This window comes from Psychrobacter sp. bablab_jr014 (assembly GCF_016464015.1).
Classification (GTDB): Bacteria; Pseudomonadota; Gammaproteobacteria; order Pseudomonadales; family Moraxellaceae; genus Psychrobacter.
Genome location: NZ_JACDXT010000021.1, coordinates 37,940 through 60,486 on the forward strand (window position 1 = coordinate 37,940; position 22,547 = coordinate 60,486).

Consider the following 22,547-nt stretch of genomic DNA (forward strand, 5'->3'; position numbering starts at 1 on the left):
TAATGTCGGTTTTTGGCATGATAAATCAATCGCCATCTGTCTGCCATTCATCCATGTTGTTACCCATGTCCAAAACCGCGTTTTCGATTATATCACTGGCAGTAGCGCAAAATACAATCTTTTGGTTTTACTAAGACGACAGTTTTGGTTATTGTCCCGCCGTCTCCGTTGTTCCCATCAAGTATTGCCACTGCATCTGTACCTGCGCGCGCGTATGGTGCCACGGCATCTCATCGACCAGTAGTGGCTGTTTGGAGAGTGCCAGCTGGTGCGTGGCAGCGCGGATATGCAAGTACGCTTCGGTCAAGTCTTGACACACGCCCTTGTCCCAAATACCGAGCGCTGCCGCTTCGGCAAAGATACGGACATTATCGCTCCATTTGGTCAGGCTGGGATGCTCGTGCGCGTATGCCAAGACCACAAACTGCGCCAAAAACTCAATATCAATAACGCCGCCTGCGTCTTGTTTTAGATCAAACTTGCCTGCCTGCTGTTCGCGCTCGCTACTGCCCAAGTGCTTGCGCATCTTTTGGCGCATCTCTGCGACATCGGTACGCACTTGCGCCAAGGTACGCGGCTCAGTCAAGACCATACGGCGAATGCGCTCAAACTGCGCCATGACCTCACTGTCCCCACAGATGGGACGCGCCCGCACCAGGGCTTGATGCTCCCATGCCCACGCCTTTTCGCATTGATAGGTTTCAAAGGCATTGCATGAGACCACCATCATGCCTGCATTGCCAGACGGACGCAGACGCATGTCAATCTCATAAGCGCGGCCATCACGGGTCTGGGTATTGAGGTAGGTCATCAGCTTTTGTGCCAGACGCGCCGCAAACTTCATGCCGCTGACCGACTTTTCGCCCGTCGTCATGCCGCTCTCTTCAATCTGATGCAAAAACACCAAGTCCAAATCAGACGAATAAGACAGCTCAAGTCCACCCAATTTGCCATAACCGATGATAGCAAAGCCGCAATGTGCTTCGGTCACAGGGTCGCCATCTTTACCAATCGGATAGCCGTAGCGTCTGACCATTTCATTAAAGGCACGCTCCAACGCCGCTTCCAAGACGACCGCAGCAATATAGGTCAACGAGTCAGAAACCTTCATAATCGGACGCTCAGCGAGCACGTCACTGGCAGCCACCGCGAGCACTTGGGTCTTTTTAAACAGACGCAGCGCGCTTAGCATATTTTCTTCATCTTCAGGCTCGACGCGCAAGAGCTGCTGACGCAAAATATCGCGCAGCTCTTCTTGATCGGGCAGATGGCGATAGCGCTGCTGCAAAAAATTATCGAGCAGCACAGGATATTGCGCAAGCTCACTGGCAATCCACGGACTGGCGGCGAGCATCGGTATCAGCTGTGTGGTGGCATTAGGGTTTTCGTCAATCATGACCAAATAAATCGAACGGCGGCAAATCGCCTCAAGCAGGGCAATCAGACGCGGTAAGGCCGCATTGACCAGCGGGCGCTTATCTTCATACGTCAATAACGCATGCACAATCACAGGATACGCAGAGTCAAGACGTTCTCTCGCCTCTTCACTCAGATTACTGACCATTTTTGATTGCCAAAACTGCTCAAGCTTAGCGCGGTTGTCATCGCTCAATACAGCATCAAGCTGCGAGACCTGCGCGTCAAAATCTTCCTCAGGGGTATCTTCTTTACTTGGCATTTGACGTTCGGTCACCATGCGCTCAAAGGGCACGCTGACATTACTGCGATGCTTATTCAAGGTGTTAAGAAGCTCGTCCCAATTATCGAACTTGAGCGTTTTTGCTAAATTATTTTGCCAATGCGCGTCTTGCGGTAAGCGCTGGGTCTGCTGGTCATGAATGCCTTGAATACCGTGCTCAAGACGACGTAAAAAGCGATACGCCGCGCTTAGGTGCCGATAGGTTTTTGCTTCGATATAGCCCAAGTCGACCAACACTTTCATGGCATTTAGACAAGATTTGACCTGTAGCTCAGGATGTCTGCCACCATAAATCAGCTGAAAGGCTTGCACAATAAATTCAATGTCACGAATACCGCCCGCACCGAGCTTAATATTGTCCAAGTCTTCGCGCTGTGCCACTTGGTTTTGAATCAAGGACTTCATCTCGCGCAGTGCCGAAAACGCGCTGTAATCCACGTAATAGCGGAACACAAACGGTTTAATTAAGGCTTGTAGACGCTCAAAAAAATCATCGCCAATCTGTCCAACCACCCGCGCTTTTAACCAGGCAAAGCGTTCCCACGCCCGCCCATGTTTGGCAAAGTATTTTTCTAAGGCCGATAAATGAATGGCAAGGTCACTGCCATCGCCCCACGGACGCAGGCGCATATCCACGCGAAACACAAAGCCATCGGCGGTGCTGTGATCGAGCAGGCGGATGATGCCTTGCCCAAGGCGGGTCATAAAGCGTTTATTATCAATACTGCGCGTGCCTTTGCTCTTATCGCCGTCGGTTTCGCCTTGCCCTTGATGGACAAAGATAAGGTCAATATCACTTGATAAGTTCAGCTCATGCGCGCCCAATTTTCCCATCGCCATGACCGCCATTTCATCAACCTGGCGGTTGCCATTTATATCAATAAACGTCGGATAGCCGTACTGCTTTACCAGCTGCTGATAGCTGTAGTCTTTGGCAAATAAAATACAGCCGTCCGCAAACTCGGACAGCTCATCGGTCAGCTGCTCAAGGCGAATCAGCCCAAGTGCGTCTTGCCATATCCAGCGCATCATGAGCAGCATACGCAGATGGCGCAGCCCTTTCATAACCACAGGCTCATCGCCCAGCTGATAGTTGTCATCCAAGGTATAGTCTTGAATCAAGTCATCAATTTGCTGACGGGTCAAGGTGGTGTCGAGCGGATAGCTGCGCAAAAACGTCTGACACGAGGCGCTACGATTTTCCCAAATTTGCGCAGCAAACTCACTCGCCGTATACAGCGCTGCAATTTGGGCATCGGTTGGCTGATGATTGGGGACACTTGACGTCGCAGATGGCATAGTCGTACACACTCCTTACAAAACGGCAGGACACCGTCATGGATGCTCGCTATGAGTCTGGGTCGCATATATCGACCCGATAGCAGGCATGACTGTTATTAAAATTATCGGTCGAGAAAAATAATATAGCGGCTTAGATGATAAATCAGCTTGCATCACCAGTCAGTCGTTTAACAGGTTAATATGCCGTATATCATAGCTAAATCTTACAAATAAAAAACGCAGCACAAAGACTCTAGCACAAACCATACACATCAGGCAGCGACTATCCGCGATATTGTGCAGCATTTTGTAAGAACATTTTAGCGCACCACCCATCAAAGGTTGCGCCGCCGCAATTTTTTGCCATAATACCCAAGCGGCTGTCGGTCGCTCATGTGTTTAACGGGAGAGAACCACGATGGCGCATACCACTTTATTATTAACCAAAGACCCCAGCCACCCGATAACGATGCTGGCGCTACGTTATGCGGAGGCGTATTTGCAGTCCCATCCTGACAATACCTTATCCGTGTTTTTTTACGCGGATGCAGCAAGTATTGCCAGCCGCTTACGTTGGCAGTCCGCTGAACAATTTAACATCACCAAAGCATGGCAAAGCCTTGCAAGCGCGCATCATTTGTCGCTGCCTGTCTGCGTCAGCACCGCACTCAGTCGCGGCATCACTGACACGGATAACGGCACACGTCATCAATTAACAGGCGACAGCTTGGCCGAAGGTTATCAGTTGGTGGGGCTGGGTGAGCTTGCCAGCCTAATGCAAGCAGAGGGACGTATGCTTTGCTTTTAGTCACCTGCTACATTTATCGTTAATGTGTGAGCATGAATCAAACAACCGCTCTACTCTGGGGAACCAATGAGATTATTCATCCAATTACAAGGCGCAACCGAGCTGTTAAGCTATGAAGGCTGCGCTCTGGCATTGACACTTGCGACCTTTGGGCATGAGGTGCAGCTGTATTTGACGCCCAATGTCTTTGACCAACTGATGCAGCCGACATCGCGCTTGCATGGTATGATACAGGCACTTGATTTGTATGACTTGCCGCCCGCGTGGCTGCCTGATGACACGCTAAGTGGCTGGCTGGTTGGCGTATTGCCTGCCGATGTGGCAAGCCAGCTGGTATTAGCGCCTGAGCATATCGACGTTACGGCCTTTGACCAAGTGATTAGCGTTTAACGCAATAAATGATAAACCATACATAAAAAGGTAACGACGCATTATGGCGACACTCCACCAACTTCATGCGACAGGCGAGACGCTAGATGGCAGCGTAGCGCGCCTTGCCCAAATGTGGCAAGCGGGCGACAGTATTCTACTGCTGGGCGCAAGCGTCGCGTATATCGACTGGCTACAGATGGCGATGGATGCCGAAGCTTTGACCGATTGCCAAGCCATTTACGCGCTAGAGCAAGATATCAACGCGCTAGATGAACAGACAGTCAGTCGTCTTAAACTTCAAGACAAAGCCACGATTATTAGCGACAGCACATGGGTAGACTTAACCCTCGACGCTCAATTTCAGCAGGTAATCAGTATCGCCCTATGACTATGAATACAGACGCAGACACCCCCACCCTCGGAACGATTGCCCTTGACAGTGACGGTCATCTTTGCGATCACACGCTATGGACGCCTCAAGTCGCGCAGCAGCTCGCCAATACCCTTGAGGTACAGCTGACCGATGAGCATTTGGCCATTTTGACCCAAGTGCGGCAGTTTTTTGACACGTTTAATCACCCGCCCGCCACGCGTCCGCTGATCAAATGGCTACAAAAGACCTTGCCTGAGCACGGCATCAGCAACCAAAAATTGCAGCAACTCTTTAACACAGGCTTGGTCGCTCGCCATGTCAATCGTGTGGCAGGCTTGCCCAAACCGCCAAACTGTCTATAAGTTTTCCACTTTATTATTATAAATAAAGCCGTCTTGATACAGACGGCTTTTATTTGCTTCACTGTTGATTTATACGTTTAAATGCCTACTATTTTGGGTCATATACGGTCAAGGTTTCATAGCCCACACTGCGCCCCGTGTCACCGCTAAAGCCTTGCTGACGCCATACTTCATACAGACAAATCGCCACACTGTTGGAAAGATTCAGACTGCGCGAATCAGGCAGCATCGGTAGACGCAGCCAATTGCCCTCGCCAATAGCGGCACGCACCTCATCACTTAGTCCTGCGGTTTCTGAACCAAACACCAACGCGACCGAAGGCGCTGCTTCTGTACTTTCTACCACTGCCCCAAAGTCATACTCATAAAACGGCTGGCTCAGCTTGGTCGTCAATGCCACGATGCGCTCGCAGCTTGCCGCTCTTAATGCCGCTTCTGCTGCTTGCCAATTCTGATGCACTTGCAAGTGCGCATATTCATGATAATCAAGTCCTGCACGGCGTAATTTTTTATCATCAAGCGCAAATCCTAATGGCTCGACCAAATGCAGCTGCGCGCCTGTATTGGCACACAGACGAATGATGTTGCCTGTGTTGCTGGGCATTTTGGGTGATACCAACACAATATGAATGGTCATAACTCTTCCAAATAAAAAAATAATTCCTGCTCGGTATATGGTGCCAAGCAAACCTAAGCATAGATAATGTCTGGCTTTGCGCGTTATTATGCTGTGATACAAAGCGCGCAACATTACGTGATTGTACTTTAAAGTTACAGTTTATTATCAATACTTACACTTTACTACTGGGCACGATTTTTATCTTTTACTATGATGAACTCAACAAAGGAAGCATAAGCGGCGCAGAATACGGACGAAACGCCAAAGTCTGACGCTTATTGTGCAATTAAATCCTAAGGACGGTCAACGGTAGCAAAGTGCTTTGCTTTATCTTGTGACTTTTTGAGACGATAGCGCTTTTATCTTTATTATAAAAGCACAGAATTACCATCATTTGAGGATATTATTATGAAAAAACTTATCATCGCATCTATGGCAGCTATGTTTGTACTAACTGGTTGCAACACGTTCAAAGGCCTAGGCGAAGACGTATCAAGCGCAGGTAATGCTGTGACTGGTAGCGCACAAGAAGTACAAAACAAAATCTAAGCATTATTTGGGCTTACGATTTATAAAAGGCTTACTTTACCGTAAGCCTTTTTTTATGCTTAATAATCTTATTTAAATCATGACAAAAGATAAAGCAATGATTCACCAAAAGACCGTCATTATCCAAAAGAACGTTTATAAAAAGGCATGCAGCACTTGATTGAGATAGCGCAGTCCCAGTGGACTGGGGATAATGCCCGCATCGCCCTGCTCTAATAACCCTTGGGTTACAAGCGTGGCTACTGTTTCTGCAATCGTACTGCGCGGCAAGCCAGTACGCGCCTCGAACAACGCCCAAGACGCCCCATGATGCAAGCGCAAGGCATTAAGCATAAACTCGCTGACCAGCTCGTCTTTATCTATCGCCTGCCAGTTGACCATTTTTGGTACGGTATTTATGGCTTCGGTCGTGCTTATAGCTGGGCTGTAGTCTTTAGGCAACCTTGACTTGCTAAAGCGGTAAATTTGCCCTGCGCTTACTGATTCAGCATCCAGTAACTGTGCTGCCTCTTGATGGTTTATATCAATACTGACTTTGCCATGCGCGCCCGCACCAATCGCCAAATAATCCCCAAATTGCCAATAATTGATATTGTGGCGGCACGGCTGGTCATCCTTGCCCGCCCACGCGGAAACTTCATAATTGCGATAGCCCAAGCGCGTAAGGAGCGCCTGTCCCGCGTCCTCAATCTCTTCTAAATCTGTCTCGTCAGGCAATACGGGCTGATTGCGATAAAAGACGGTATTTGGCTCAATGGTCAGCTGATACCATGAAATGTGCGTCGCGCCTGCTTCATGGGCGGTGGTAATATCATACAATGCCTCATCCGCGCTTTGCTCAGGCAAGCCATGCATCAAGTCCACATTGACTCGCGTAAAGCCCGCCGCGCGCGCTTGCCCAATCGCGCTCACTGCTTGCTCAGGGTTGTGGATACGTCCAAGTTTAGTCAGCTTATCGGCATCAAAGCTTTGCACGCCGATAGACAGTCGGTTGATGCCCACTGCTAGATACTCAGTAAACGGCGCATGCTCCAGCGTACCTGGGTTTGCCTCCATCGTGATTTCGATATCTGCCGCCCATTCAAAGCATGCACGTAAGCCTTCAAATAAACGCTGATATTCATTAATGGGCAATAATGAGGGCGTTCCACCACCAATGAATATTGAACTGATGACCCGCCCTTGCGCCAAGTTTTTCTGCATTTTGGCATCGGCCAATAGCGTATCCACGTACTCACGATACATGGCAGCATCGGCATCAGGCTTTAGTTCATGCGAATTAAAGTCACAATACGGGCACTTTTTGACGCACCACGGAATATGAATGTACAGCGCCAAAGGAATGTCTGCCACATTTAGAGACAGCTTTTGAGGTAACGCATCGTATACAGGCATAACAATCACTTAGGCTAAAATGGTGAGGATTTAACGTATAAATGTAGTTGGTGCTAAATAAAAAAAGCACATTATTACAAACACGCTCCATTGAACGGTATTTTTCTTGCTTGTTGTGGCTGCGCCTCCAAAGGCTACGAAAAATACCATTAAATCTCGCTATATATTATTTATAAAAATATCTACTTTAATAGCTTATCTAAGCGCACTGGCAAATAATTTAGTGGCGGTAGGATAACGGCTTCTTTTATAAAAGAAAAGCATATCGAGTAAAAGCAGCGCATCAAACACACCTATCGTCACCCAACATAAAATAATAAGGAGCACACGATGGCCTATTGGCTGATGAAATCCAACCCCGCCTTTTTTGGTATTCATGACTTGGCACGTTTGGGCAGTGATGCATGGGACGGCGTGCGCAACTATCGGGCGCGCAATTTTATGCGCGATGATATGGCAGTCGGTGATGAGGTGTTGTTTTATCACTCAAGCGCGAGACCCTCAGGCGTGGCAGGCATTATGCGCGTGAGCAAGGCAGGACACCCTGATCCGTCGCAATTTCACCCTGAGCACCGCCACTATGACCCGATTGCTACCGAAGATGACCCGCGCTGGTATATGGTCGAGGTCAGCTTTGAGTCTGCCTTTTCTGACGTCTTGCCTTTAACCGCACTCAAAACTTTGCCTACCCTTGAGGATTCTTTATTATTAAAAAAAGGCTGTGAGCAGCTGACAGTCTTGCCGCTTGAGCCAAAACATTGGTACGCCATCACAGGACTTGCTGAAGATAAAAGGCTGATTGATGATAAGGACGATGAATGAGCACAGTCAAAATCAATCAAATGACTGCGAGGTAGCCATTCTCAGCCTGCGAGCGGTTGACATCAATTGTCGGCTTGTTTACCATCTTACCCAAAGCCCGTACATTTTTGGATGTGCGGGTTATTTTTATGTAGGTATGCATTTTTTGATACGGCGCTCATGCGTCTTATCAGCTTATAACGTAGGCCGATTGTTCTTGGGCGTGTCTTCATTTTAAAAACGGTGATAAAAATGAGATAAATCGCAGGCAAACAAGGAAAATAGCGCAGATAATATCAAGATATTGACCAGCTATTTAACACCGTTTGCCAAAGATTTAGCCATTTTTAGCCCATTTAGCCGTCAGCGTTTGAATTGAAAACACGCCTTTATCCGCCAGCGCTTTTCTTTTTTAGCAGCTGCCCATGCGCAGGTGTTCATGCCATCTTGATTGATGCTACTGATATCGTGGTCATTATGATTTATCCATTGTCGTTTTCCGAGTTTAAGCGCTATAGTGCGCGGCTCGGTGTGTTGGTATTACCTATTCTTATCACCCAATTTTGCCAAGCGGCGCTGGGTGTCGTTGATGCCATTATGGCAGGTCGCGTATCGGCGCTGGATTTGGCGGCGGTGTCTATTGGCTCAGGGATTTGGTTGCCGCTGTTTTTATTGGCAACAGGGATTTTAATCGCCACCACACCATTGATTGGCGAAGCTGTTGGACAAAACCGTCATCACCATGTACCACATATCACACAGCAGTCGATATGGGCGGCAGGGTTGATTGGTCTGATTGGCTTTGTGGTGGTGAACATGATGCCGCAGGTTTTACCGCTGATGGGCGTGCCTGAAAACATTCAGCCAAAAGCCGCGCAATATCTACATGGCGTCTCTTTTGGTTTTCCTGCCGTTGCAGTATATGCCGTACTGCGCAGTTATTGCGAAGCGCTTGGTCGTCCCGAGCCTGTGACCATTATTAGCATTGCAGGACTGCTTGCGGACATTCCTTTAAACTATATCTTCATCCATGGACACTTTGGCATGCCTGCATTGGGCGGTGCAGGTTGTGGTGTGGCAACTGCCTTGGTATTGTGGATTAACGTGCTTTTGCTTGCAGCGTATACTGCGTTTTCTAAGCGGCATCAATTTGCCAGTACGCGCTTTTTTTATGGCTTTTCTAAGCCCAGCCGAACACAAATCAATAAGCTATTAAAGCTTGGTATCCCGATTGGTATCGCGATATTTTTTGAGGCGAGCTTGTTTAGTTTGGCGTCACTCGTGATTAGTCCTTTGGGTGAGCAGGCCGTCGCCTCGCATCAGGTGGCGCTGTCCATCACTTCCCAGCTGTTTATGATACCCATTTCGGTAGCCATGGCGCTGACCATTATGGTGTCAAATCGCTTTGGTGAGCAGAATCTAGCCGCATTGCAAAGCGTGCAGCGTACGGGACTGATTTGGACCTTGATTATCGCCTGCCTATGTATGCTAGGAATTTGGCTGTTCCGTCCGCAACTCGCCGCTGCTTTTACCGATAACCCAGCGGTACAACAGCAAGCCATTCACTTGTTAATATTCGCACTTGGTTATCAGCTCTTTGATGGCTGGCAGGTCAATATCGCAGGCATTCTACGCGGGATGCAGGACACGACCGTGCCGATGTGGCTCACACTGTTTTGTTATTGGTTGGTCGCTTTACCACTTGGTACGTATTTGGTGCGTTATACAGATGTGGGCGCACAAGGGTTTTGGATGGCGCTGGTTACAGGATTGTTTTTAGCAGCCGTACTGCTCACATGGCGCCTGCGCTATCAGCAGCGGCGGTTGGCGCGTATCTGGTCAGAGTCACCCAAACAATACGATGACGCAGTGCTTGCAAATGGCTAAATATCTATAAAACTGTATTGCATACACGTATTATACAAGTGCCTACTAGGCAGTCCTGCAAGCTAGACGCTATCGTATATTTACGCAATTACACAGCCTTAGTCAGTAATATGTAAAAATATTGAGTTCACAAGTGTACATTGATTGCTCATTTTGTGGAATGTAGGTATCATTAGCACCAACGTAACCACATTTTGTTACATTAAGGGCAAAATAAGCATTTAGCACAGCTAAACAAATTAATTGTAATGTTAAATTACCTAAAAAATCATCATAGGTAATGGTTTGGTAGTATGCCCAACTGCTCTACATTGCATCTATTACTTTTTATCTTAATATAAGGCCGCGTGAACGCTATGGATATTGAAAAAATTCGCACCCTCATCGAGTTGATGGAAGAAAAAGAACTGGTCAACCTAGAAGTCAGTACAGGCGATGATCATGTCAGTCTAACCCGTCACTATGAGCAGCCAGCGCCAGCAATGATGGCTGCCCCTACAGCTGCCCCAGCACCTATTAACGCGCCTGCTGCTACTGACAGCACGCCTGCTGCCAAAGCTGGTAGCGTTGAAACCTCACCTATGGTTGGCGTGTTTTACGCAGCGCCTACGCCCAATGACCCTCCGTATGTGAAAGTGGGTCAAAAAGTACAAGCAGGTGATACCTTAGGTATTATCGAAGCGATGAAAATCATGAACCCGCTAGAAGCCACCCAAAGCGGTATCATTGAAGCAATCCTGGTAGACAACTCTGAAGTGGTACAGTTCGGCCAGCCTGTTATTCGCTATAAAGCGTAACGGTCACTGCCCAACGAATCAATATCAAGCGCTTGCATGACTATAGCAGATGACATGCAAGCCACTGATTACCCTGCCGCTTTGATGAGGACAACCCCATGATAAAAAAACTGCTTATCGCCAACCGAGGTGAAATTGCGCTACGTATCGTCCGTGCCTGTAAACAACTGGGCATCGAGACTGTCGGCGTATACTCTACCGCTGATGAGAACCTGATGCATCTGCGCTTTGTGGACGAAGCCATTTGTATCGGCAAGCCCAACGCCAACCAAAGCTACCTAGATATTAATACCATCTTGACGGCAGCAGAGATTACGGGTGCAGACGCCATCCACCCAGGCTATGGCTTTTTGTCAGAAAATGCCGAATTTGCAGAACAAGTCGAAGAAGCAGGGTTAACTTTTGTTGGTCCAAATGCGGATCACATCCGCCTAATGGGTAATAAGGTCTCTGCCATTAATGCGATGAAAAAAGCAGGCGTACCGACTGTCCCAGGTTCTGTGGGCGCAGTGACTTTGCACAATGCTGAAGAGCAAGCGCGCAATATCGGCTTCCCACTCCTTATTAAAGCCGCTGCTGGTGGTGGTGGTCGTGGTATGCGTGTGGTTGAGCGTTTTGATGAGCTGATTGGTCAAGTCCAAGCGGCCAAGCAAGAAGCAGAGCTGTGGTTTGGCGATGACACCATCTATATGGAACGCTACCTACAAAACCCACGCCACGTCGAAGTACAGGTTTTGGGTGACGGTAATGGTAACGCCATCCACCTTTATGACCGCGATTGCTCATTGCAGCGCCGTCACCAAAAGGTACTAGAAGAAGCCCCTGCTCCAGATATCCCAGATGATGTGCGTGAGCCTATCCTGCAAGCGTGTGTGCGTGCTTGTGAACTGGTCAAATATCGCGGTGCAGGTACGTTTGAATTCTTATTTGAAAACAATGAATTCTTCTTTATTGAAATGAATACTCGCGTACAGGTTGAGCACCCTGTCACCGAAATGATCACAGGTGTTGACGTCGTGGTCGAGCAGCTAAAAATCGCCGCAGGTTTTGGTTTATCATACCGTCAAAGCGAGATTCAAATCCAAGGTCACGCGATTGAATGTCGTATCAATGCCGAAGACCCAGCGACCTTTATGCCATCACCAGGGACGGTCACGCAGCTATTTACTCCAGGTGGCGCAGGCGTACGTTTTGACTCGCATCTGTATCCTAACTATGACATCCCAACCTATTATGACTCATTGATTGGTAAGCTGATCTGTCATGGTCAGACGCGCCGTCAAGCGATTGCTAAGACATTGCAAGCGCTGGATGAATTGGTTATTGAAGGTATTAAAACCAATATTCCATTACACCGTGATGTGATTTTGTCAGATGACAATTTCTATAATGAAGCACAAAACATTCATTATTTAGAAAAAGTATTGCTGGCACCAAAAGAAGATAAAAAAGCTTAATTGCTTGTTTAGTAAAAAGACGTATCTGATAAAAAGCCGCTATTCACATCTATATAGCGGCTTTTTTATGATTTGTCGATGGGTCTATGACGTCATTTATTTAAACCATATTGCTGATTGATAGCTACGGCAGTACGCGCTCAAAATGCATAAAACAATCGACGCCATCAGCATCAGCACACCACTGCATCTGATTGTTATCATGCTTTAGATAAGCAATAACCGCCTCACCGCTTTGGTCAATTTGGTTGCCCGAACAGTCCATTTCATTGTTATCATGAATGGTTTGGATGGCAATAATTGGTAATCCCTCATCAGGATGAGTGACCAAATAACGCCCATACGTCCATTCTTTACCGCTCACCGACCACATTTCATTATCCGCCGCAAAGTTATACAGCTCTTTACATTGGTTTTGCGCATTCATGGGCAGTGCTGTTAGTTCACTGGTGCTATAGCGCCGACGCTCAGACACGCTAGTACCTGAGTCACCAGTCATCTCTTCGGTAGCGTTGTCTTGTATCACGTCCATCATTTTTTGAGTGCGGGGCAAATCCAGCACCCACTGACCTGCAATCGCAGGACTGATATGCGTGGTAATGTTCGAATGACTGATCTGCTCGTTATTGGCAGGTAGAGACGCCAGTATCGACGCCAGAGTCACAGAAGCAACAGATAGCGGTTCCATAAGTAGCCTTAATATTATTATTGTTTAAAGTATACATGGCGTAAAATATCGCCCAATCCTCAAAAAATTTTATATAGCACAAATATCAGTCATGCTAAAAGTAGTGCCTAATTTTTCTTAGGTATGCTATTTAGCGTAAATCCTTACCTGATAAAACACAAGTAACATTATGCTATTGCCCTTTTAAACAGTATAACGCCATTATCCAGCAAACAACAAAAAACCATGCCTTAGCACCGCCAAAGCATGGTTCATCATGATAAGTACAATAAATTAAGCGGCCACAGGCTTATCTTCAGTCGCTTGCGCTAATGCAGATAGTGCGCCTTTTAGCATCGCCGATACCGTACTGCTGCACGTACCGATACCTGAATAAACTTGACCATCGACGTTTAGCTGAATATAGGCTGCCGCATTGGCGTTGGTCTTGTTGTCTTTACTGCTGTCGTCATCAATACCATCGATGGTGCCATGCTGCGGGTTGATTGCATGTTCAGCATAGTTAATGATATGTAGCGATTTGCCCGTATATGTGCTCAAGCTGTCAATGAATGAGGACAATGGACCATTACCTGTCCCTTGGATAGTAATCACTTCGTCATCGGCTTTTACTTGACCATCAAAGTAGACTTCGCCGCCTTTATTATTCACGCTATAGTCAAGGAGTTCAAAGCGCTCTTGCTGTAGGTACGTGTTTTCAAAAGCCTTTAAAATCTCGTCATTTTGCAATTCACGTGCCGCTGCTTCAGCATGGTCTTGAACCACACGGCTAAAGTCAATCTGCATCCAGCGCGGCAAATTAAAGCCGTAATTGCGCTGCAAGATATATGCGACGCCGCCTTTACCTGATTGGCTGTTGATACGTACCACGTCTTGATAGCTGCGGCCGATGTGCGCTGGATCAATCGGCAAGTATGCCACGTCCCAGATATTGTCAGTCTCGTCACGATGCTTTTCATTGTAGTCCAATGATTTTTTAATCGCGTCTTGGTGCGAGCCACTGAAGGCGGTGAACACAAGCTCGCCCACGTACGGATGGCGTGGGTGCAAGGGCAAGTTATTACACTCGCTGACCACCTGCACAATCTCGCTCATGTTGCTAAAATCAAGCTCGGGGTCAATGCCTTGGCTAAACAAGTTCATCGCCATGACCATAATGTCCATGTTGCCTGTACGCTCACCGTTGCCAAGCAGTGTGCCCTCGATACGATCTGCACCCGCTAGCATACCAAGCTCAGCGGCAGCAATCGCGCAGCCACGATCGTTATGGGTGTGCAAACTGATAATCACATGTTCACGGTGGGCAAGATTGCGGCAAAAGTACTCAACTTGGTCAGCAAAGACATTAGGCATCGAAGCTTCAACGGTCGCTGGCAAGTTTAAAATGACTTCTTGGCCTTGCTGCGGCTGCCAGATGTCACAAACGGCATCGCACACTTCAATGGCATAGTCGGTTTCAGTTTGGCTAAAGCTCTCTGGCGAGTACTGAAATACCCATTCTGTTTCTGGATATTTGGCGGCATAGGTTTTTAATAGTTTTGCACCTGTCACCGCAATGTCTTTGATCTCATCTAAATTTTTACCATACACTTTGTCGCGTTGGACACGGCTGGTTGAATTATAGACGTGAACGACCGCGCGCTTTGCGCCTTTTAGAGATTCAAAGGTACGGGCGATCAAGTGCTCACGCGCCTGCACCAAGACTTGCAAGGTCACATCTTCAGGCACATGGTTTTCTTCGATCAATTTGCGGGTAAAGTCAAATTCAACCTGCGCCGCTGATGGAAAGCCGATTTCAATCTCCTTAAAGCCCACTTCGACCAGCGTTTTAAAAAAACGCATTTTTTGTTCGATGGTCATCGGATCAATCAATGCTTGGTTGCCATCACGCAGATCCACACTCGCCCAAATCGGAGCTTTGGTGATGGTCTTGCTAGGCCATGTGCGATCGGTAAGCTTTGGCGCAAATGCGAACGGGCGATATTTGCGATAATCAAAGGCGGCGTGCTTTGGCGTGATTTTGGCGGCATTCTGAGACATGACAGATCCTTAATCAGTCGTAATGATGAGTGATGGCTGCGCTAGATACAGCGTTATTATGTAATTGTCTTAATCTGAGTCATTATAATAACAAAAGCAAAGCGGTGAAAAGCCGCTTTATATAGAATAAATTTGCTAAAAATAAGTGCTTTTCACTCGCGATTTATTTATTATGAGTGGAAATCACTATAAATAGGCAAACTTATGCCAGCATCAAACCAAAACAATCTGCCCTTACCCGATATTGACGCGACTGACAAAGCGCTGCTGCGTCTGTTACAAAATGATGCGCGCATGAGTATCACCGAGCTTGCCGAGCGCGTGCATCTGTCCGCGACGCCTTGCGCCCGCCGTGTCAAGCGCTTAGAAGAGCTGGGCATCATCACGGGCTATCACACGCAGACTGATGCTGAAAAACTGGGCTACCCCTTAGCGATTTTTATTGCCATTAGTATGGATAAGCACACTGCCGAGCGCTTTGCGCAGTTTGAGGCGCGCATCCAGAGCTTTGATGAGGTCATCAGCTGTAGCATCGTCACGGGACGCAGCGAGGACTATTTGATCAAAGTGCGCGTACGCGATATGGCGCATTATGAGGAGTTTTTATTGCACCGCTTAAACCGTATCGAGGGTGTGACGCAAGTGCATACCAGCTTTGAGCTGCGCGAGGTATTTAATCGCAGCGTGGTGTAGGTAATGCGCTTAGACGTGGCGGCTCGATACCCGCCAAAACCAGATTACTAAAAGTAGGCTTATAATAAGGGCAAACCCTGCGGTGAGTAGCCCTGCGTCAAAGTTGTCACCCGCGCCCGCCAGTGCTACCGTGACTAAGGGCCCGACAAACTGCCCAAACGCATAGGATACGGTCGCCAAGCCCATCAGCAGGTTGGAATACTCAGGGTTGATATTTTTGATAATAATCAAGGTCATCGACACGATACCTGCAAAGGTCAACCCCAAAATCATCGCATTGGCATACAGACCTACCGCATCAGGCAACCATAAGGGCAAAAACATGCCCAATGCCTGAATAGCGGTCAGCCCCATCAAGGTTTTGGTCTCGCCAATGCGCTTTGCCAATGCGCCCCACACAGGGTTAGACAGCATGGCAAAAATACCGACCACCAGCCAAATCATCAGCCCTGCGCTCTGTGCATTCTCTAGCCGTTGTGCTGCCATGACAGGCAAAAAAGTCGCCGAAGTGATGTAGCCAAAGCCTGCCAAAACGTAGCTGAACGCAAGTAGCGCAATCGCACGCCCATGCCCAACGCTCGCCTGATACAGCGCACGCTTAAAATTATGATAGGTTTGGGTAATAGAAAACCGTGGGCGCGGTGATGCCATATTATCCTCAAGTGGACGGATGGCATAAATAAGCAGGAGCAAAGGCAAGCTTAGCACACCAGCGCTCAACCAAATCACATCGAAATGCTGCCCGATATGCAGCAGCTGCCATGTCAATAACGCAGAGGCGCTGATGCCCACACCGATACCCGCGTAATGTAGCGTCGAGAGTACCGAGCGCCGCGCCGCACTAAAGCTTTGAATCACCAGCGTCGAGCTAAAAATCATCGTAAGACCGCTCGCCATACCTGCCAGCAAACGAATGACGTACCACGCCTCAAGCGGCATGTTGGGCACAGACAGGAGCATGGTAGTCACCACGCTGACCACCGCCCATGCCATTAGCATTGACCACGTCAGGCGCTGCGGCACGAACATTGCCACAAACGCGCCAATAAAATAGCCAATATAATTCATGGACGCCAAAAATCCCGCCGTCGCGGTAGACATCGACAGCTGCTGCATCATATCGGGCAAAGTTGCAGTGAATAAAAAGCGCCCAAAACCAATCACCACCGTCAAAGCGTACAGCCCAATCCATGCCAGCAAAAGCTCATTGGTAATGCGAAAATGGCGAAAAGAAGATGGCATAAAGTGACCTAAAGGCGCGCTAGAATAAGGCTAAAAAGGTACGACAAAGTAAAAACTGCCCTGCCCGCATCAGCGCAGCATTTTGGTAAAAAAAAGTGCAAATGATGGCGGGGCAAGGCTGGCATAGTTAAGTTATAAAGCCAATACAGTGAGATTAAACGCTATTTTTCGCAGCATCAAAAGACGCAATCACAGCAAGCAAGAAAAATAGCGTCTAATTAGATGGGTTTCCTATACTGTATCAATTTTATTTAGGTTCTACTATATATAGGTGAAAGACAGTCGAGATACGCGTTATGCACTATAACTTAGCGATAGTAAGCGTATTTAGACATTTGCCAGTTTTGCATCCTGACCCAGCATCTGGACGCGCCCATCACTAAACATATCCATATCTGGCGCTAGGGTGCGCATAAAGCGGTCAAAGTACAAAAGCTGCTTGGTCAAGAGCGCAAAGTCACGCGGAAAATGAATGCCATGCGCTTTACCGATAGAGACAATCTCCAGCATCATTTTATTCAGCTCGTCCGCTTGCTCTTTACTGTTAAAGGGTACACCGCTGGTAAAGGCGCGGTCTTCTGCCATAATCGACTGCATCATGCGTTCTAAATCGGCAGTCAGTGCTTTGATATTGACCTCATGACGGGCATGGGTCATTTCCATATCGACCATCGCCTGCGCCATCACAGGATAGTTGTTGTCCTGTAGCGCCTGCACCATGGTCAAGCACGCGCGCCAGCTTTCGGCTTTCAGTTGTCCGACAATACCAAAGTCCAAAAAGCCAATGCGTCCATCGGTGAGCAACATCAGATTACCCGCGTGCAAATCCGCATGGAAGCTGTTGCATAGCATCAGGCTGGCAAACCACGTGTTAAGCGTGTCGGTCATCACCTGCGCAGGGTCGTCACAATACTGGCGCATGGCATGGGTATCGACCATCGACACGCCATACAGACGGCTCATGGTCAGTACGCGCTTGGTGGTCAAGGCATCGTATACCTTTGGCGCGACTACCTTGTTATTGCTCGACATCGCCAAAAATTGCTGAAAGTCGCCAATGTTTTTGGCTTCGCTAATAAAGTCAGTCTCCGCGAGCATGCGCAAGCGAATCTCATCAATGATGGGCGCGATACTGGCAAACTTCATGGATGGCATCATGACTTCAAGCAGCTTGGTTACCGCGTGTAGTACACCAAGGTCGGTTTGCATGATGGTTTCGACATTGGGTTTTTGCACCTTGAGCACCACATCATCACCGTTCGGCAGACGCGCAGCATGCACCTGCGCGATGGACGCCGACGCGAGTGGCGTGGGGTCAATATCTGCAAACAAGTCATCCAAACGCTGACCATCGACTTCCAGCTCTTCTTTTAATACCCGCTCGATATAGCTGTACGGTAGCGGCGTAGTTTGGTCAAGGCAATCTTGAAACGCCTCAACATAGGCACGCGGAAACAAAGACGGCGTACTGGCAATAAACTGCCCGATTTTGATATACGTCGTGCCGAGCTGCTCAAAGGTCTCTTTTAACAAATACGCGTCGGGCTTTTCGCCTTTAGCGACGCGTAGCGCCGACAGACCCGCCACACTGGCAGTTTGGCGCACGCGATTGACCACATTAAAGGTATGACGCAACAAATGAGGACGCTGCATAACGATTCACCATAATAAAAAGTATATAAAAGGAAACGGACACCATAGCACAAAGCCACCTTCGCGATTACTGGTGACGTATTGTTGATATGTAGCTTATTGCTGCAAAGCGGGACGATGACAAACGGGGCATGTGGGGTCAGGCTTATAGTTCATCATGCGCTGCTGCATACTGCGCCCATCCCAAAGCAGCAACTTGCCGCTTAAAGGATTGTGTCCTAGCCCCAAATATTGCAGTGCGGTATTGGCTTGCAAATTGCCCATCACCGTGGTGGTGCTCGCCAGCACGCCTGAGTTAGCACACGTGCGCGTGTCTTCATCATCGCTCGGCGCGCCGAATAAGCAATGATAGCAGCCTGTTTGCTTGATAGGCTCAAACAGACTCAGCTGCCCTGTCATGCCAATGGCGGAGGCAGAAAGCAGCGGAACATTTAGCGCCACGCTAATGCGGTTGATACTGTCACGCGTGGCAAAATTATCAGTGCAATCAAGCAGCAAATCAGGCATGCCCGTACCGCTATCTAGCAAGTCTGCGGCATTGTCATCGCTGAGACGGCTCTTTATACCAACTGCCGCAATATAAGGGTTAATCTCCGTCAGGCGCTCGGCAGCGCGTACTGCCTTTGACTGACCGATATCTGCCGCCACAAACAATGTCTGCCGCTGCAAGTTACTTGCTTCAATCACATCATCGTCAATCAAGGTGATACACCCGACCCCTGCCCGAGCCAGCGTCTCAGACGCAGGGCAGCCAAGCCCGCCCGCACCAATGATGACGATGCGCGCTGCTTTTAGACGCAGCTGCGCGTCCATATCCCAGCCGTTTAATAAAATTTGCCGCGCATAGCGTAGCAGCTCATCGTCCGCCAGTTCTATCATAGTCATGCCTTGCATTGATGTCTTGTTATGTATTCTGCTTAATGGTTGGCATAACGCTTTATACCGTTACATACTGACCCATGGTAACGCGGTCGCGCCCGCCATAATCTTGCACGGTATGCACGTCGCTAAAGCCCCGCGCACGCATCAAGTCAGCGACCGCTGCCCCTTGGTCATAGCCGTGCTCAATCGCCAGCAGGCCGCCTGCTCTCAGATGCTGTGGCGCATGAGCAACAATATGCTCGATATCTGCCAAACCATGATTGGGCGCACTCAGCGCGCTGATAGGCTCAGCAATCAACTGCGCCAAATGCTCGTCCGCCTCGTCGATATAAGGCGGATTGGAGACAATCGCCTCAAAGCGCGCCTCAAAATCACCCAGCGCGCTATACCAGCTGCCTTGTGCAAAAGTCACATTAGTGACTTGATTTAATGCGGCGTTTTGCTTAGCGACCGCGAGCGCGCCTTCTGACATATCAACCGCTGTGACTTGCCAGCGGTTGCCTTGCGCTTGCTGTAATTCATAGGCAAGGCTGATGGCGATACAGCCTGAACCTGTACCCAAATCTAACAGACGCGGCGCAGCATTTGCCGTGGGGTGCGCCGCCATCCACGCCAGTACTTGCTCAACCAGCACTTCGGTATCAGGGCGCGGAATCAATGTGTGCTCATTGACCTGAAAATCGAGCGACCAAAACGCCTGCGTGCCCGTCAAATACGCAAGCGGCGTGCCTGCCTGCATCTGTGCCACGCCCTTATCAAAGCACGCTTGCTCATCATTATTTAGCACATAGTCATCATTGGTAATCAAAAACAGCGGTGCTTGTCCTAAGATGTGGAGCAGCCAATCGGTCATCCAAAAGCTTGGGACATGATACGTCTCTGCCCATGCTTTACTTTGGTGTTTAATGTCTTTGACGCTGCTGCTCATGTTTGGTTTCAATCCTTATCAAAAAATTTAGCGCGCTGATCTTTATTGTCCATCGTCACTTACTCACCAGCGCGCGGCGGCTCATCGGTACTGCGCATATTGGGATTATTTGCAATCTCCGCTCCGTCATCATTTTCACCAATGACGATATGTTTATCGACCAAGTAAATTAACAAAAGAATAGGAATGCCGATTGCGAAAGTAAAGATAAAGAAGAACGGATAGCCCATATTGTCCACGATTGAGCCTGAATACCCGCCCAAGACTTTAGGGAATAAAGTCATTAGTGAGGAAAAAATGGCATATTGCACCGCAGTAAAGCGAATCGACGTCAATGCCGATAAAAACGCGATAAAGACCGCACTCGCAAGCCCTGCGGCAAGGTTGTCAAACACCACAGCGATATACATATAGAGCAGACTGCCTGGATGGTAGGTCAGTAGTACGAACAGCAAATTGGTAATACAAGCAAGCACGGCACCAACCATCATTGCCTGCATGATACGTAACCGCTGCGCCAGCAACCCGCCCAAAAAGCCGCCGCCAATCACCATAACAACCCCGAACAGCTTAACAGCATTGGCGATGTCAGTTTTGCTAAAGCCCATATCTTGATAGAAAACATTCGAAATTACGCCTGCCACAATGTCTGAAATACGATACAAACCAATCAGCGCAAGCAGCAATAAGGCTTTTTTGCCATAACGGCGAAAAAAATCTGCAATCGGTGCAACCCACGTCGTAACAGCGACGTCTTTTTTTACCACGCCGACCATGACGGCAGCGTAACCCACCGCAATACCGATCGCCAAACTTACAAACAAGTGAACGACTTCAAGACCAAAAGCAAGCAGAACACCGTCCGTTTCAGGCAGTATGGCACCAAATGCTCTGAAGGTAAGAACAAACGCCGTTACGGCGAGTGCAAACACCGCGACCAAGCGCGCATAATCGCTGGAACTGCGCTCAATACGTACTTGTGTGCTGATTGGCTCACGAATGCACAGGGTCGTCACCACGCCTGCGCCCATAATTGCTGCCATAATATAATAGGTATTGCGCCATGCTTCGTAGCTATAGCTGGCTTCAGTCGAGCCAAAGCCCGCCGCCAAATAAAGCGCCCCTGCCCCCGCGACAATCATACCAATACGATAGCCTGCGCTATAGACGGCGGACAGTACGGTTTGTAATTCAGTTGGGGCAAGCTCGATACGGTAGGCATCAATGACGATATCTTGGGTGGCGGACGAAAAGCCGAGCAATACCGCACCTGCTGCCATATAGGTCAGCGCATCGGCATTGATGGGATTGATACTCGCCATAATGACGATGGCTGCCATAATCAGCAGCTGTGCGACCAGCAGCCACGCACGGCGACGTCCCAGCAGACGCGTCAAAATAGGCACAGGCACGGCGTCAATTAAAGGCGCCCAAATAAATTTAAAAGAATAACCGAGCGCTGCCCAGCTAAATAGGGTGACGACGCTGCGCTCAATTCCCGCCTCGCGCAGCCACAGTGATAAGCTAGAAAAAATCAGCAAGATTGGAATGCCTGCAAAGAATCCCAGCAAGAGCATGATAATAGAACGGCGATCGGCATACGCCGCGAACGCTTCACCCCATGATTTTTTTGGGGTGTCTTTAGATAAAGTGGGCGGGGTGGCAGACATAGCAACTCACTCAATTTTAAACAACAAACAGCCGCGCACCTTGATTACGATAATGAGTCAATACTGCCAATCAGAGCTAGCAATACCTTAATATCGGTAGGCGGCAAAATGCAATTATGGTACTTGAGAACCTTTGCTGTGACCAGTAATTATCGGATTATTTTTTCTTGCTTAGGCTAAATATTGCATCAAACTCATTTAACTACTTTCTAACGTAACATTAAGTATCTAGAGCTTACAGATTGGTTTAATTGTCTGTTATCACTGATAATTACCGGTAATTAGCAAGAGACGTTATTCTTATAATGATTAGTAATTTAAAACCTACTGTCCTTATAAATTGATTATTTA

20 protein-coding genes are annotated in these 22,547 nt (G+C 48.3%); 10 read left to right on the top strand and 10 right to left on the bottom strand.

Annotated elements, in window-relative coordinates; all coding sequences use genetic code 11:
- Window positions 1-148: 148 nt before the first annotated feature.
- The gene (gene glnE, locus JIE71_RS06470; RefSeq protein ID WP_199507921.1) at window positions 149-2,998 is read right to left on the bottom strand and encodes a bifunctional [glutamate--ammonia ligase]-adenylyl-L-tyrosine phosphorylase/[glutamate--ammonia-ligase] adenylyltransferase; all 2,850 of its coding nucleotides are present in this window, start codon (window positions 2,996-2,998) and stop codon (window positions 149-151) included.
- Window positions 2,999-3,398: 400 nt separating this feature from the next.
- Here glnE and tusD point away from each other — a divergent pair, with 400 nt between their 5' ends.
- The 4 genes from tusD to JIE71_RS06490 all read left to right on the top strand — a co-directional run bounded on the left by tusD (window position 3,399) and on the right by JIE71_RS06490 (window position 4,895).
- Window positions 3,399-3,788 (top strand): sulfurtransferase complex subunit TusD, encoded by a 390-nt coding sequence (gene tusD, locus JIE71_RS06475; protein ID WP_199507922.1) that lies wholly within the window; start codon window positions 3,399-3,401, stop codon window positions 3,786-3,788.
- Between the two features lie 66 nt (window positions 3,789-3,854).
- Window positions 3,855-4,178, top strand: coding sequence for a hypothetical protein (locus JIE71_RS06480; RefSeq protein WP_199507923.1), 324 nt, complete (start codon window positions 3,855-3,857; stop codon window positions 4,176-4,178).
- 43 nt (window positions 4,179-4,221) lie between these two features.
- On the top strand, window positions 4,222-4,548 hold the full coding sequence (locus JIE71_RS06485) for a hypothetical protein (protein WP_199507924.1): 327 nt from the start codon (window positions 4,222-4,224) through the stop codon (window positions 4,546-4,548).
- 2 nt (window positions 4,549-4,550) lie between these two features.
- Window positions 4,551-4,895, top strand: a complete 345-nt coding sequence (locus tag JIE71_RS06490; RefSeq protein ID WP_416232016.1) for a TusE/DsrC/DsvC family sulfur relay protein — start codon at window positions 4,551-4,553, stop codon at window positions 4,893-4,895.
- Between the two features lie 88 nt (window positions 4,896-4,983).
- Here the strand turns inward: JIE71_RS06490 and JIE71_RS06495 are convergent, their stop codons facing one another.
- Window positions 4,984-5,532, bottom strand: coding sequence for a tRNA (cytidine(34)-2'-O)-methyltransferase (locus tag JIE71_RS06495; protein WP_199507926.1), 549 nt, complete (start codon window positions 5,530-5,532; stop codon window positions 4,984-4,986).
- Between the two features lie 390 nt (window positions 5,533-5,922).
- Between JIE71_RS06495 and JIE71_RS06500 the strand changes: the two genes are divergently transcribed.
- On the top strand, window positions 5,923-6,063 hold the full coding sequence (locus JIE71_RS06500) for an entericidin A/B family lipoprotein (RefSeq protein WP_199507927.1): 141 nt from the start codon (window positions 5,923-5,925) through the stop codon (window positions 6,061-6,063).
- A gap of 135 nt (window positions 6,064-6,198) precedes the next feature.
- On the opposite strand, the gene hemW is transcribed toward JIE71_RS06500, so the two are convergent.
- Window positions 6,199-7,458 (bottom strand): radical SAM family heme chaperone HemW, encoded by a 1,260-nt coding sequence (gene hemW / locus JIE71_RS06505; RefSeq protein ID WP_199507928.1) that lies wholly within the window; start codon window positions 7,456-7,458, stop codon window positions 6,199-6,201.
- A gap of 330 nt (window positions 7,459-7,788) precedes the next feature.
- Here hemW and JIE71_RS06510 point away from each other — a divergent pair, with 330 nt between their 5' ends.
- From JIE71_RS06510 to accC, 4 genes are all read left to right on the top strand, one after another.
- Window positions 7,789-8,280 carry an EVE domain-containing protein gene (locus JIE71_RS06510; RefSeq protein ID WP_199507929.1) on the top strand — a complete coding sequence of 164 codons (492 nt, stop codon included), beginning with the start codon at window positions 7,789-7,791 and terminating at the stop codon, window positions 8,278-8,280.
- A 456-nt stretch (window positions 8,281-8,736) separates the two neighbouring features.
- A complete protein-coding gene (locus tag JIE71_RS06515; RefSeq protein WP_199507979.1) occupies window positions 8,737-10,146 on the top strand; it encodes an MATE family efflux transporter in 1,410 nt (469 codons plus the stop codon).
- Window positions 10,147-10,502: 356 nt separating this feature from the next.
- On the top strand, window positions 10,503-10,943 hold the full coding sequence (accB, locus tag JIE71_RS06520) for an acetyl-CoA carboxylase biotin carboxyl carrier protein (RefSeq protein WP_199507930.1): 441 nt from the start codon (window positions 10,503-10,505) through the stop codon (window positions 10,941-10,943).
- Window positions 10,944-11,041: 98 nt separating this feature from the next.
- Window positions 11,042-12,400 (top strand): acetyl-CoA carboxylase biotin carboxylase subunit, encoded by a 1,359-nt coding sequence (gene accC, locus JIE71_RS06525; protein WP_199507931.1) that lies wholly within the window; start codon window positions 11,042-11,044, stop codon window positions 12,398-12,400.
- A gap of 124 nt (window positions 12,401-12,524) precedes the next feature.
- On the opposite strand, the gene JIE71_RS06530 is transcribed toward accC, so the two are convergent.
- The gene (locus JIE71_RS06530) at window positions 12,525-13,088 is read right to left on the bottom strand and encodes a hypothetical protein (protein WP_199507932.1); all 564 of its coding nucleotides are present in this window, start codon (window positions 13,086-13,088) and stop codon (window positions 12,525-12,527) included.
- 273 nt (window positions 13,089-13,361) lie between these two features.
- Window positions 13,362-15,128 (bottom strand): 2-isopropylmalate synthase, encoded by a 1,767-nt coding sequence (leuA, locus tag JIE71_RS06535; protein ID WP_199507933.1) that lies wholly within the window; start codon window positions 15,126-15,128, stop codon window positions 13,362-13,364.
- Window positions 15,129-15,332: 204 nt separating this feature from the next.
- On the opposite strand from leuA, the gene JIE71_RS06540 reads away from it, so the two are divergent.
- Complete coding sequence (locus JIE71_RS06540) at window positions 15,333-15,821, top strand: Lrp/AsnC family transcriptional regulator (RefSeq protein ID WP_199507934.1); 489 nt, start codon at window positions 15,333-15,335, stop codon at window positions 15,819-15,821.
- A gap of 9 nt (window positions 15,822-15,830) precedes the next feature.
- Here JIE71_RS06540 and JIE71_RS06545 read toward each other — a convergent pair whose 3' ends face one another.
- The 5 genes from JIE71_RS06545 to JIE71_RS06565 all read right to left on the bottom strand — a co-directional run bounded on the left by JIE71_RS06545 (window position 15,831) and on the right by JIE71_RS06565 (window position 22,196).
- A complete protein-coding gene (locus JIE71_RS06545) occupies window positions 15,831-17,063 on the bottom strand; it encodes a YbfB/YjiJ family MFS transporter (protein WP_199507935.1) in 1,233 nt (410 codons plus the stop codon).
- Window positions 17,064-17,390: 327 nt separating this feature from the next.
- On the bottom strand, window positions 17,391-18,716 hold the full coding sequence (locus tag JIE71_RS06550) for an ABC1 kinase family protein (RefSeq protein WP_206767376.1): 1,326 nt from the start codon (window positions 18,714-18,716) through the stop codon (window positions 17,391-17,393).
- A 96-nt stretch (window positions 18,717-18,812) separates the two neighbouring features.
- Complete coding sequence (locus tag JIE71_RS06555) at window positions 18,813-19,595, bottom strand: HesA/MoeB/ThiF family protein (RefSeq protein ID WP_416232017.1); 783 nt, start codon at window positions 19,593-19,595, stop codon at window positions 18,813-18,815.
- Window positions 19,596-19,653: 58 nt separating this feature from the next.
- Complete coding sequence (prmC, locus tag JIE71_RS06560) at window positions 19,654-20,526, bottom strand: peptide chain release factor N(5)-glutamine methyltransferase (protein WP_199507937.1); 873 nt, start codon at window positions 20,524-20,526, stop codon at window positions 19,654-19,656.
- Between the two features lie 59 nt (window positions 20,527-20,585).
- On the bottom strand, window positions 20,586-22,196 hold the full coding sequence (locus JIE71_RS06565; RefSeq protein WP_199507938.1) for an AmpG family muropeptide MFS transporter: 1,611 nt from the start codon (window positions 22,194-22,196) through the stop codon (window positions 20,586-20,588).
- Window positions 22,197-22,547: the final 351 nt, after the last annotated feature.